Source organism: Mobilitalea sibirica, assembly GCF_015999265.1.
GTDB lineage: Bacteria > Bacillota > Clostridia > Lachnospirales > Lachnospiraceae > Mobilitalea > Mobilitalea sibirica.
Window position 1 is genome coordinate 87,816 of sequence record NZ_JAEAGR010000010.1, and the last position, 13,350, is coordinate 101,165.

Sequence of the window (13,350 nt, forward strand, 5' to 3'; positions counted from 1 at the left end):
CTTTTTCTTTACAAATAAGATAATTAGCCTATAATTATATATGTGTAAATTATGTTTTTACATATAATAAACCATAAGAATAAGAAAGATACAAGCAACATAATAGGAATGAGATCACTGATAAGACAATACGATACCTATATAGAAAAGAATATTAATCTGTAATAAAATGAAAAGAGGAGGGCTCATTATGCAATTAGACCAATTGTTAGAAAAGCTTGATTATACCTGTATTCAGGGAGATGTTCATACATTAGTCACAGAGTTAGTGTATGATACCAGAAAATCATTGATAAAAGACTGTGTTTTTGTATGTATATCCGGAGCTAAGCATGACGGACATGATTATATAGATGAAGTCGTGAAGAATGGTGCAGCAGCTATCGTTGTTGAGAAGGATGTTGTTCTTCCTAAGGATGTAACGGTAATTCGCGTGGAAAGTACCAGGGAGGCATTGGCAGTTATGTCAGCAGCCTATTTTGGTCACCCTGCAAATAAAATGATAACAATCGGAATTACAGGAACGAAGGGGAAGACGACAACTACTTACATGGTAAAGTCTATTCTTGAAAAGGTAGGAATTAAGACCGGTTTGATCGGAACCATTGAGAACATTATTGGAGATGATGTAATACCGGCCAGTCATTCTACTCCGGAATCATTTATAGTTCAGCAGACCTTTGCGAAAATGGTAGAAGCCGGTTGTGAATGTGTTGTTATGGAGGTTTCCTCTCAGGGTCTGAAGCACAGCCGTGTATCCGGTTTTACGTTTGATTACGGAATTTTTACCAATATTGAGCCGGATCACATTGGTGGTGATGAGCACAAGGATTTTGAAGAATATTTGGAATGTAAAAGTAAATTATTTAAGCAATGTAAGATTGGATTAATCAATAGGGATGATTCTCATTTTGAGGAGATACTGAAAGGACACACCTGTGAGGTAGAAACTTTTGGTTTTTCAGATCAAGCGGACATTCAGGCTAAGGAGGTTCGGTTACTGAATAAGCAGGGATACTTAGGAATAGCATATCGGGTTGAAGGTCTTATGAATTTTGATGTAGAACTTAATATTCCGGGTAAGTTTAATGCATATAATTCTCTATGTGCGATTGCCCTATGCAGCCACTTCAATGTATCCGTAGATAAAATAAAACAAGCATTGGATACTGTTAGAGTTAGAGGAAGGGTAGAACTGGTTCCTGTATCAGATAAATTCTCGGTTATGTTAGATTATGCCCATAATGCCATGAGTCTGGAAAGCTTGTTGACCACCTTAAAGGAATATCAGCCAAAACGGCTCGTATGTGTATTCGGTTGTGGAGGAAACCGTTCCAGAGACAGAAGATTTGAGATGGGTGAGATATCCTCACGCCTTGCTGATCTCACCATTGTAACCTCGGATAATCCAAGATTTGAAGAACCGCAGGATATTATTAATGACATCATTGTTGGAGTAAAAAAAGGTCCCGGTCAATATGTGGAGATTATAGATCGAAAAGAAGCCATCCGTTACAGTATTGAACATGCTTTGGAAGGAGATGTCATTGTCATAGCCGGAAAAGGACATGAGGATTATCAGGAAATTAAAGGCGTAAAATATCATATGGATGACCGGGAATTGATCAGAGACGCCGCTGAAGGATTGTAAATAGGTGACAACTTATAGTAAGAGCAAGAGTAATTATTATATATTCATATAAATACGATAATGCAATTTTATTAGGAAGATAAAAGATAAAGATAAAGACAAAGATTGAACTTTAAAAACACGAAGGAGGGCATAAAATGTCGAAACAGTTGTATGCTGATATCATAATCGATATTTCCCATGAAAATTTGGATAAGACATATCAATATGCCATTCCGCAAGAATACAAAGAGACAGCAGTAATCGGGACCCAGGTTATGGTACCCTTTGGAAGGGGAAATCGCTTCCTTAGCGGATACATCATTGGAATCAGCGATGAACCTAAGATTGATAAAGGGCTTATAAAACAGATTAGTCAGATCGTTCCGGAGGCTACCGTGATAGAAAGCCAATTGATACATCTTGCTGCATGGATGAAAGAAACCTTCGGGGGCACGATGAACGACTCATTAAAAACAGTGCTTCCGGTGAAAAAGACGGTCAAGATCAAGGAACGGAAACGTATATGCCTGAATATAAAGGAAGAAAAGTTTACTGAGGTTTATGGGGAAAATCTACGTAAGAATAATCCGGCCAGAATCCGGCTACTTGAGGCATTACAAAAAAAGAATACACTTGATTATGATGAAGTTATTCATAAATTAAAAATATCCCGTAGTACACTACAAGGCTTGGAAGAACAAGGGGTTATAAAAACGGTAGCTGAGCAGATTTACCGTAATCCGATTAAGCTGGAGGATACACCGTATCAATCGGTTAATTTAAATGAAGATCAAAAAAGAATTGTAGAGAATATCCTACAGGATTATATAACCGGAGTACGTGCTACTTACTTAATCCATGGTATTACCGGAAGCGGTAAAACCGAGGTGTATATGGATATTATTGATGGGGTTTTAAAACAAGGGAAACAGGTGATTATGTTGATACCTGAAATTGCCCTTACCTATCAGACGGTTATGAGATTTTATATAAGATTTGGCGAACGGATCTCCATACTGAATTCAAAGATGTCCCATGGGGAGAGATTTGATCAAAGCGAGCGGGCCAAGGCAGGGGAAATTGATATCATCATTGGTCCCAGGTCCGCACTTTTTACACCGTTTAAAAATCTTGGTCTGATAATTATCGATGAGGAGCATGAAAACAGCTATAAAAGTGAGACGACTCCCAAATACCATACAACGGATGTGGCTATTAAGCGTGCCATGATGGCAAATGCATCCGTTATTTTGGGCTCTGCAACCCCATCTTTGGAAGCCTATCACAAAGCAGAGCTGGGTGAATATAAGTTATATACCTTAACCAAAAGGGCGAAGGAAGCAATACCTCCTAAGGTTTGGGTCGTAGATTTGAGGGAGGAATTAAAGAATAAGAACAAATCCATATTTAGTCAAAAACTAAAGGAGTTAATCTCTGAGCGTCTGTCAAAAAATGAACAGATTATGCTGTTTTTAAACCGCAGAGGATATGCAGGCTTTGTATCCTGCAGAAGCTGCGGGCATGTAGTGAAATGTCTCCACTGTGACATATCCTTAACTTCTCACAACAGTGGTAAGTTAATTTGTCACTATTGTGGTCATAAGGAGCACCTACCGCAAAAGTGTCCTGTCTGCGGATCAAAATATATTGCAGCCTTTGGTACCGGAACACAGAAGGTGGAAGAGTTCGTAAAAAAGGAATTTTTCAATGCGAGAGTACTTCGAATGGATACGGACACCACGAAATTAAAGGGCGGACATGAAAGAATCTTAAAAGCATTCGCACAGCAGAAAGCGGATATCCTGGTAGGAACCCAGATGATCGTCAAGGGTCATGATTTTCCGAGAGTTACCTTAGTAGGTATTATAGCAGCTGATTTATCCTTGTATGCAGGGGATTTCAGAGCTGGGGAAAGGACCTTTCAGCTATTATGTCAGGCGGCCGGAAGGGCAGGAAGGGATGCGTTACCCGGAGAAGTTGTAATACAGACCTATCATCCGGAACACTACAGTATCACCTGTGCGGCAAAAGGAGATTACAAAGCTTTTTTTGAACAGGAGATGCTATATCGAAAATTAATGAAATATCCGCCGGCGGCACATATACTGCTGATACTCATATCCTCTAAGGAGGAAGAGAAAGTAGAGAAAGCTGCACAGTTTGCCGGAGAAGCAATTAAGGAATGGATGAATCAAAATTCACAGGAACTTCAAGTCATAGGACCAGCTCCTGCCGGAATTGCTAAGGTCAATGATATATATCGTAGGGTGATTTATATGAAAGATGAGGATTATCAAAACCTCGTTAACCTAAAAAATTATTTGGAGGGATATTATAGTTATTCAGAATATTTTAATAACTGTAATCTTCAATTTGATTTTAATCCAATGAGCGGATATTAAACAAGCTTAAAAGAATGTAAGGCTACTACTGGATTTAGAAAAGTTTCGCTTCTATCGCCAGCATTAGCATAATGATAAGAAAGTATTTATGATTAGATGGTATAAGATAATATAATCTTTTTTATAAATACAATATAACTTGAGCAAATTGATACACGAATAGAAAGGAAAGATGGATATGGCAATCAGAAATATTAGAGAAATAGGGGATAAAGTTTTAGAAAAGGTATGTAGAGAGGTTAAAGAGGTTGACAAAAAAATAATAACACTAATTGAGGATATGTTGGATACCATGTATGAGGCTCAAGGTGTTGGTCTTGCGGCACCTCAGATTGGTGTACTTAGAAGAGTTGTAGTTATTGATGTATCCGAGGAAGGCGATGATCCTATCATATTAATCAATCCTGAAATACTGGAAACAGACGGTGAACAGATTGGTGATGAAGGATGCCTTAGTGTTCCCGGTAAGATTGGTACTGTGGCCAGACCTAATTATGTGAAGGTTCGGGCATATGATACAAAGATGAAGGAGTTTACAATAGAAGGAACCGAGCTGCTAGCCAGAGCTTTATGCCATGAAATTGATCATCTAAACGGAGAACTTTATGTGGATAGGGTAAACGGTGAACTCCGAAGCACCTATAATACGGAAGAAGTGGATGAATTAGCGTGATTTAATACCCTATGAAGTCGAGATGAAGATATGTCTATTCACAAGAGAGGATACATTAGTGGATAATAGAATAAACATTATGCCTATGAGGTTTATAAAGATAATCATTAGCAGCTTATTAGAATTATGAAATTTTAGTGAAGGTTTTACAAAACCATAGACTTTTTACATCTCTTCTATATAATAAGATAATAAAACTACAACAAGTTATGAATTGTTAGCTAGTTTTGATTTAACAAATACAGATGGAACTATGGTTTTAAATAGACGAAAGGATTGTTGACAATGAAGTTAATATTCATGGGTACGCCTGATTTTGCAGCGGTAATTCTTAAAAAAATGATAGAGGTTGGTCATGAAGTGATTGCGGTAGTCACGCAACCGGACAAGGTAAAGGGGAGAGGTAAGGAAATGAGCTTTCCTCCGGTAAAAGAGGTTGCCCTAGAGCATAATCTTAAAGTATATCAGCCTACGAAGGTTAGGGAACCGGATTTTGTTCAAAAAATCAGGGAAATGCAGCCGGAGGTAATTGTGGTAGCCGCCTTTGGACAGCTCTTACCGAAGGAACTGCTTGATATACCTCCTTATGGATGTATTAATGTACATGGTTCTCTATTACCAAAATACCGTGGAGCAGCACCAATTCAATACTCTATTATTGATGGCGAAAAAGAAACCGGTATCACGATTATGTATATGGATGTTAAGCTGGATACCGGAGATATGATTTTACAAAAAAGTCTAACCATAGCTCCGGATGAAACAGGTGGTAGTCTGCATGATAGGATGGCTGTTTTGGGGGCGGATTTATTGGCGGAGGCACTGGATCAGATTAAAGAAGGTACTGCTAAACGAATACCTCAGGATGATTCCAAAGCTACCTATGTTAAAATAATTGACAAAAGCATGGGTAATATTGATTTTTCCCTGTCAGCAGAACAGATTGAGAGACTGATCAGGGGACTTAACCCTTGGCCCAGTGCCTTTACTCATCTGGATGGAAAGACTTTAAAGCTATGGGTTGCTCAGGTGGAGGATACCGATGTGAAGGCTGAGCCGGGAGAGGTTATTGAGATTAGGAAAGATGCCATCGTGGTTATGACCGGGAAAGGAGCCTTAATTCTTAAGGAACTTCAGTTGGAAGGTAAGAAGAGGATGAGCGCCGATGCATTCTTGCGGGGATATTCCTTATCCAAGGGAACCAAATTGGGAAGGAATTAGTCCGAAAATCACTTTGTATATGATTGTACTGTAACCTAACGAGCGGTGAATTAATATATTTAACGGTCGAAATAATTTTTTTCATAAACAATAAGAGTTAGAGTTAAAGTATGGAAGATAATCAATATTTAACTATTTATTAATGAATGAATAGTAGTAAACAAATAATACAACATGAATTAAGAAGTTGATCATTAATATTTATGTTGAGAAATGATACAGAAATTCTGGAATTATTTATACAATGTTATATTGTTGTACAAAGAATAAAATAACATAAACTAATAACATAACACATAGAAAAACAGAAACATTTTAAAAAAAGAAAGTAGGTGTAATTATGGGATATTATTTTCCTTATTATTTTGATCCGACTTATATATTAGTAATTATCGGAGTGGTTTTAACCTTGGCAGCTTCTGCAAGAGTAAGATCCACCTATGCGAAGTATTCCGCTGTCAGAAGCATATCTGGGATGACAGGAGCGCAGGCAGCGGAACGATTATTACACGCATCCGGTATCTATGATGTTCATATTGAAAGAGTATCCGGACATTTAAGTGATCATTATGACCCAAGAACTAAGGTACTTCGATTATCCGATTCCGTATACGGGCAAAATTCTATTGCAGCGATTGGCGTTGCAGCTCATGAGTGTGGACATGCGATTCAACATCAGCAGGAATATGCACCGTTAAGACTCAGAGGAACTCTGGTGCCGGTAGCTAATTTTGGATCGAGGATGGCATGGCCAATTATAATTGTAGGTGTATTACTAGGAGGTTCCAGTACTCTGATTAATATTGGTATCATTTTATTCTCTGCCGCGGTTTTATTCCAGCTGGTAACCTTGCCGGTAGAATTTAATGCATCAAAAAGAGCTGTGGCAAGACTTGGCGAAACAGGGATTTTGTTTGGTGAAGAGCTGGATCAGACGAAAAAAGTATTAAATGCAGCAGCTTTAACCTATGTGGCTGCAGCTGCAGCAACGATTCTACAGCTACTTAGACTACTTATTTTATTCGGAGGAAGAAATCGTGACTGATAAGGTAAATGCCCGGGAAATCGTTCTTGATATGTTAATTGAAACCATTGAGGGGGATAAGTTTAGCCATAGGGTATTAAATCATACCCTAAAGCGTTATCAACACCTGGATAAACAGGAGCGAGCCTTTCTATCCCGTATATTTACCGGTACTGTCAAACGATATCTTACCTTGGATTATATTATTAATCAATTTGCTTCTTTAAAAGTATTAAAAATGAAGCCGTTGATACGTAACCTCCTAAGGTTAAGTGTGTATCAGTTTTTATATATGGATAGTATCCCGGAGTCTGCAATCTGTAACGAAGCGGTTAAGTTGGCGAAAAAGAGAGGTTTTACGAAGCTTTCCGGCTTTGTGAACGGAATACTTCGTAATATTGCCAGGAATAAGATGAATATTGCATATCCCGATCCTTCAAAAGATTCGATTGCTTATCTGCAGGTTACCTATTCCGTTCCGGAATGGATTGTAGAACAGCTTCTTGGTCAGTACGGCTTTGAAGTAACAGAAATACTTCTGGCGTCTTCCCAGAAAGAAAAAGAAACAACCATCCGATGTAATCAGAGTAAAATTACACCCGGTGAACTTAAAGATATACTTTTAAACGAAGGTGTTACTGTCATAGACAATGAGATTTTAGATTATGCTTTTCAGATCAAAGATTACGATTACATTGATAAGCTAAAAGCGTTTCACCTGGGATATTTTACGGTTCAGGATATCAGCTCCATGCTGGTCTGCCAGGTGGCAGGACTTAAGAAAGAGGATTATGTCATTGATGTATGTGCGGCACCGGGGGGAAAGGCGCTACATGCAGCTGAAAAATCAGGAAAGGTATCTGCCAGAGATTTAACGGAATATAAGATTGGCCTTATAGAACAGAACATTATACGGTTAGATCTTCATAATGTGGAGACAAAGATATGGGATGCAACGGTTTTAGATGATGCGAATATCGGACAGGCCGATGTCGTAATTGCAGACCTCCCCTGTAGCGGTTTGGGAGTATTAGGGAAAAAACCAGACATTAAATATAAATTGACACAAAATCAACAAAAAGAACTGATAGATTTACAAAGGAAAATACTAAGCATTGCTAAGGATTATGTAAAACCCGGCGGTATACTTATCTACAGTACCTGTACCTTAAATAAAGAAGAAAACATAGAAAATAGGGATTGGTTTTTAAAGCAATATGAATTTGAACCGGAAAGTCTGAATCCTTATCTCCCTAATAACCTACATTATGAAACTACAGCACAGGGTTATCTTCAGTTGGTACAAGGAGTTCATCCTACGGATGGTTTTTTCCTTTCTAGGATGAGAAGAAGATAGAAGGTTTGGATATAAATATAATTCGTAAGATATCATTTAAAACTGCTTTATATAACAACTTTATAAAAATCTATTGATTTTTTTATGTATTTATAAAATGAATAAATCAATAAAAAAACCGAATAACGAGCTTTCTAATGGTTGATAGTTGGAAATAAGTCATACTATATATATGACAGAATAGGAATGTTAAATGGAAAATTTAGATATTAGATCTCTTTATATAAATGAATTGGAGCAGGAACTTAAAAAAATTGGACAGCCGGCCTTTCGGGCGAAACAGATTTATGAATGGCTCCATGTTAAATTAGTAAAAGATTATGATGATATGACGAATCTGCCAAAACAATTGAGAGATGAACTGAAAGAAAAATTCCCTATTGTATCTCTAGAGAAAGTAGATGCTTTACACTCTGAGACAGATGGAACGATTAAGTATCTTTTTCGTCTAATGGATGATAGGGTCATTGAAAGTGTATTGATGAAATATCGTCATGGGAATAGTGTTTGTATTTCCTCCCAGGTTGGCTGTAGGATGGGTTGCACCTTCTGTGCATCTACCATAGGAGGGAAAGAGAGGGATTTACTTCCTTCCGAAATGCTGGATCAGATCTACCGTATTCAAACGCTTAGTGAAGAAAGAGTTTCTAATGTGGTAGTAATGGGTACGGGAGAGCCCCTAGATAATTACGATAACCTGATTCGGTTTCTAAGAATGTTAACCGATTCAAAAGGTTTAAATATCAGCGCCCGTAACATAACCGTATCAACCTGTGGAATACCGGACCGTATTCGGGATTTTGCAAAGGAAGGTCTGCCTATTACGCTGGCACTTTCTCTTCATGCACCGAACAATGAAATAAGGAAGAAACTAATGCCAGTAGCAAGGCAATATGATCTTAATGAAGTTATGGAAGCGTTTCGCTATTATTATGAAAAAACAGGTAGACGACTGACCTTTGAATATAGTCTGGTTGAAGGTGTGAACGACGAAGAAGAACATGCGAAGGAGTTGTCAGCCTTAATCAAAGGCCTAAATTGCCATGTGAATTTAATTCCTGTAAACCCAATCAAAGAAAGAAATTATAGGAAAACAGAGAACAAAAAAGTGCAAATTTTTAAAAATATACTTGAAAAAAATAGAATTAATGTTACTATTAGAAGAGAAATGGGCGCGGATATCGATGCAGCATGTGGACAATTAAGAAAGAGTTATATCGATAAATTACGCGTTTAGGGGTAATGGGCAAAACGAGGAGGTGCAGGCTTGAAAGCATTTTCAATAACTGATATTGGAGAAAGCCGGAAGATAAACCAGGATTATGTCTTTTGCGAGGAGAAACCGGTCGGTAATTTACCGAATTTATTTATCGTAGCCGATGGTATGGGTGGACATAATGCGGGCGATTATGCTTCAAGATTCTGTGTTGAGTTTTTTACACAAAAGATAATGGAAAGTAGTCTTACATCTCCGGTTACAATGATAGAAGCTGCTTTAAAAGAAACCAACGATATCTTACGTAGCAAAGCACAGGAGCAGATTGAATTAGAAGGTATGGGAACTACCTTTGTGGCAGCGACCATAATTGATAAGATCATGTATGTCGCCAATATAGGTGACAGCAGATTGTATGTGATAGGAAAAGAAATGTTACAAATTACAGAAGACCATAGTCTGGTGGAGGTCATGGTAAAAAACGGGGAGCTCAATCGAAATGAGGCTAGGGTTCATCCGAATAAAAATATCATTACGAAAGCCATTGGAGCAAACGAAACAGTAGAGCCGGACTTCTTTGAAGTGAACTTAGATGAGGGAGATATTGTACTTATGTGCTCGGACGGTCTGACGAATATGTTGGAGGACGAGACAATTGAGAGGATTATCAGAGAAAATGATGATCCCCAAGCGGCTACAGAGACTTTAGTAAAATGTGCAAACCAGAATGGTGGAAAAGACAATATAGCGATCATAATTATAAAAGTATGAAGAAGAGGTGAGAAGTAATGTTAAAACCTGGTATGTTTATCAGCGATCGATATGAGATTATTGATAACGTCGGTTCAGGCGGAATGGCAGATGTCTATAAGGCAAAATGCCACCGGCTGAACCGTTTTGTTGCCATAAAAGTATTAAAACCGGAATATTCCAGTGACAAAAGCTTTGTAAACAAATTCAGGGGTGAGGCACAGTCTGCTGCCGGTTTATCCCATCCTAACATAGTTAATGTATATGATGTAGGTGATGACGGCGGTTTACATTATATCGTAATGGAATTGGTTGAGGGTATTACCCTGAAGAGATTTATTGAAAGGAAAGGAAAGCTTGAAGTTAAGGAAGCAGTCGGTATCGCAATACAGATTGCTCAGGGTATGGAAGCTGCCCATGATAACCATATCATTCATAGGGATATTAAACCCCAGAATATTATCATCTCAAGAGACGGTAAGGTTAAAGTAACGGATTTTGGTATAGCCAAGGCTACAAATTCAAATACCATTACTTCCAATGCCATGGGTTCGGTTCATTATCTTTCACCGGAACAGGCAAGAGGCGGCTATAGTGATGAGAAGAGTGATATTTATTCTTTGGGTGTTACTCTTTATGAGATGCTATCTGGAAAAGTTCCGTTTGCAGGAGATAATACCGTATCTGTTGCACTTCTTCATATTCAGGGAGAGGCAATGCCTCTTCGAGAATTAGATCCCAGCATTCCGGTCAGTATAGATAAAATTGTACTTAAATGTATGCAGAAGCGGCCTGAAAGAAGGTATCACTCTGCATCTGAACTGATTTTAGATTTAAAAAGAGCAATTGCGAATCCGGACGGAGATTTTGTTCAGATACCTGCCTTTGTCGCAAGTGATTCACCGACGATTAATATATCCGATGATGATTTGGGTAAAATAAAGAATGGAAATTATCATACGAATGGATACCATGATGGGATGAAGGAATCTACCGGGAAAATAGCAAATGAGGAAGAGGATCTGGATACCGTTGACACCAAGATAGAAAAATTTTACCTGGCAGGATATATTATAACGGCAATTATATTGTTTGCCCTTATCGTATTTTTAGTAGTACGTTTTGTATTACCGAAGGGTGAAACTGAACCTTTTTCACCTGAACCGACACCCCAGGCAACTTTATCACCGACACCGACATTAACACCGACGCCGGAGCCGGACCCTACGGCTGCTACTTATAAAGTTCCTCAGGTTGTGGGTCTTACCTTTGAAGATGCAGAGGATACGATTTTAGCTAAGGATCCGGATGCATTCATCAAACGTTTTGAAGATTATTCAGACGAATACGAAAAAGGTGTCGTTATGCTGCAATATCCACAAGCAGATAGGGATACAATATATAAATCCGAAGTTTTGTTAACTATCAGTCTGGGACCGGAATCCTTTGAAATACCTTTTGTTTACGGATTAACTGAAGCACAGGCGGAAAAGAAGCTGGAGCAATATGAACTTGACCCTGTAGTTGATTATGTAAGCAGTGATACGATTCCTAAGGATCATGTTGTTTCAACGGATCCGGCAAAAGAATCCTTAGTGGTTAAGGGTCAAACAGTAAAAGTATATATCAGTACCGGGCCGGAGAATAATCAGGTGGCAGTACCTTTGTTAACCGGTTCTACCCTGGAAGACGCTACTAAGATGTTAACGGATCTTGGACTTAATGTTGGTAATGTCAGCGAAGAACCGTCAGAAACCTATGAAGCTGGAATTGTAACATATCAGAGCACCTCGTCCGGGGAGCTGGTAGATGTCGGTACTTCCATTGATATCTCTGTTAGCACCGGACCGACAGGAGTGGAAACCGATGGTGAGAGCAGCAATGTAATACGCTATATTGGTGATGTAACAATAGATTTAAACCCGTATGAATATGGCTATGGGGAAGATGATTTAGAAATCTATTTGGAACTGGAACAAGGTATTTGGAAAACGAATTTATATGAGGAAATAACTCCTCAGGATAAATTCCCATTGACAATTACAGATATCGAGGGTGAAGATGAAACGGTCGGAATCGTTCGAATGTATGTAGACGGTGTTCCGTTCGTAATGCCGGGTGAAACTAAGGCATATGAGTGGTATGTAGAATTTGAGGCTGTGGAGGAATAGCTTGAAGGGAAAGATTATCAAAGGTATAGCAGGATTTTACTATGTTCATGTACCCAGGGAGAATATAATTTTTGAATGTAAGGCAAAAGGAATTTTTCGCAATCAAAATATCAAACCCCTGGTTGGAGATGATGTAGAAATTGATACCAATGATCAACCGGAAGGTATCGGTATTATTACGAAGATACTTCCGAGAAAGAATGATTTAATCAGGCCGGCTGTTGCAAATGTTGACCAGGCTATGGTAATATTTGCAGCGGCGGAGCCTGCTCCGAATTTAAATCTATTAGACCGATTTCTTATCATGATGCAAAAGCAGAAGGTATATACGATTGTATGTTTTAATAAAAATGATATCGTATCAGAAAAAGAAATGATATTATTAAAAGAAACTTACCTGCGTTGCGGTTATGAAGTTATTAGTACAAGCATGTTAAACAAGGAAGGGTTACCGGATATTACGCAGCTAATCAAGGGGAAAACCACCGTGTTAGCAGGGCCCTCGGGCGTCGGAAAATCCTCCTTGATTAATGTTTTACAACCGGATGCCAATATGGAAACCGGGAAAGTTAGTGATAAAATAAAAAGAGGGAAACATACCACGAGACATTCCGAACTAATCTATGTAGAAGATAATACCTACATTATGGATACCCCGGGGTTTAGTTCTCTTTATATCAATGAAATTGAAAAAGATGAGTTAAAAGATTATTTTATAGAGTTTAATGAATATGAAGACAAATGCAGGTTTATCGGATGTATGCATCTGAATGAACCGGGTTGCGCTGTTAAAGAAGCTCTTAGGGAAGAAAAAATTAGTAAGATAAGATATGAAAATTATGTTGATTTGTATAAAGAGTTAAAAGATATCAAGAGGTATTAGTGTTACATCTTTATACTTTG

Annotated in this window: 10 protein-coding genes; all 10 read left to right on the top strand. The window is 38.3% G+C overall.

Features of this window, described 5'->3' with window-relative positions; genetic code table 11:
• The first annotated feature begins 190 nt into the window (after positions 1-190).
• Positions 191-1,651 (top strand): UDP-N-acetylmuramoyl-L-alanyl-D-glutamate--2,6-diaminopimelate ligase, encoded by a 1,461-nt coding sequence (locus tag I5677_RS10600; RefSeq protein WP_197661554.1) that lies wholly within the window; start codon positions 191-193, stop codon positions 1,649-1,651.
• A 137-nt stretch (positions 1,652-1,788) separates the two neighbouring features.
• A complete protein-coding gene (gene priA / locus I5677_RS10605; protein WP_243456564.1) occupies positions 1,789-4,035 on the top strand; it encodes a replication restart helicase PriA in 2,247 nt (748 codons plus the stop codon).
• A gap of 178 nt (positions 4,036-4,213) precedes the next feature.
• On the top strand, positions 4,214-4,708 hold the full coding sequence (gene def, locus I5677_RS10610) for a peptide deformylase (protein ID WP_197661555.1): 495 nt from the start codon (positions 4,214-4,216) through the stop codon (positions 4,706-4,708).
• 285 nt (positions 4,709-4,993) lie between these two features.
• Positions 4,994-5,929, top strand: a complete 936-nt coding sequence (fmt, locus tag I5677_RS10615) for a methionyl-tRNA formyltransferase (RefSeq protein ID WP_197661556.1) — start codon at positions 4,994-4,996, stop codon at positions 5,927-5,929.
• A 340-nt stretch (positions 5,930-6,269) separates the two neighbouring features.
• The gene (locus tag I5677_RS10620; RefSeq protein ID WP_197661557.1) at positions 6,270-6,974 is read left to right on the top strand and encodes a zinc metallopeptidase; all 705 of its coding nucleotides are present in this window, start codon (positions 6,270-6,272) and stop codon (positions 6,972-6,974) included.
• Complete coding sequence (gene rsmB, locus I5677_RS10625) at positions 6,967-8,310, top strand: 16S rRNA (cytosine(967)-C(5))-methyltransferase RsmB (RefSeq protein WP_197661558.1); 1,344 nt, start codon at positions 6,967-6,969, stop codon at positions 8,308-8,310. Before I5677_RS10620 ends, rsmB begins: the two co-directional genes overlap by 8 nt.
• Before the next feature lie 193 nt (positions 8,311-8,503).
• On the top strand, positions 8,504-9,547 hold the full coding sequence (gene rlmN, locus I5677_RS10630) for a 23S rRNA (adenine(2503)-C(2))-methyltransferase RlmN (protein WP_197661559.1): 1,044 nt from the start codon (positions 8,504-8,506) through the stop codon (positions 9,545-9,547).
• A 30-nt stretch (positions 9,548-9,577) separates the two neighbouring features.
• Entirely contained in the window at positions 9,578-10,297 is a 720-nt protein-coding gene (locus I5677_RS10635; protein ID WP_197661560.1) for a Stp1/IreP family PP2C-type Ser/Thr phosphatase, read from the top strand.
• A 17-nt stretch (positions 10,298-10,314) separates the two neighbouring features.
• On the top strand, positions 10,315-12,447 hold the full coding sequence (gene pknB, locus I5677_RS10640) for a Stk1 family PASTA domain-containing Ser/Thr kinase (RefSeq protein ID WP_197661561.1): 2,133 nt from the start codon (positions 10,315-10,317) through the stop codon (positions 12,445-12,447).
• A gap of 1 nt (position 12,448) precedes the next feature.
• A complete protein-coding gene (gene rsgA / locus I5677_RS10645) occupies positions 12,449-13,330 on the top strand; it encodes a ribosome small subunit-dependent GTPase A (RefSeq protein WP_197661562.1) in 882 nt (293 codons plus the stop codon).
• Positions 13,331-13,350: the final 20 nt, after the last annotated feature.

Excerpts from the sequence above, each read along its gene's own strand:
- I5677_RS10620 (WP_197661557.1), top strand. The coding sequence starts at position 6,270 with ATGGGATATTATTTTCCTTATTATTTTGATCCGACTTATATATTAGTA.
- rlmN (WP_197661559.1), top strand. The coding sequence starts at position 8,504 with ATGGAAAATTTAGATATTAGATCTCTTTATATAAATGAATTGGAGCAG.
- I5677_RS10600 (WP_197661554.1), top strand. The coding sequence starts at position 191 with ATGCAATTAGACCAATTGTTAGAAAAGCTTGATTATACCTGTATTCAG.
- pknB (WP_197661561.1), top strand. The coding sequence starts at position 10,315 with ATGTTAAAACCTGGTATGTTTATCAGCGATCGATATGAGATTATTGAT.
- def (WP_197661555.1), top strand. The coding sequence starts at position 4,214 with ATGGCAATCAGAAATATTAGAGAAATAGGGGATAAAGTTTTAGAAAAG.
- fmt (WP_197661556.1), top strand. The coding sequence starts at position 4,994 with ATGAAGTTAATATTCATGGGTACGCCTGATTTTGCAGCGGTAATTCTT.
- priA (WP_243456564.1), top strand. The coding sequence starts at position 1,789 with ATGTCGAAACAGTTGTATGCTGATATCATAATCGATATTTCCCATGAA.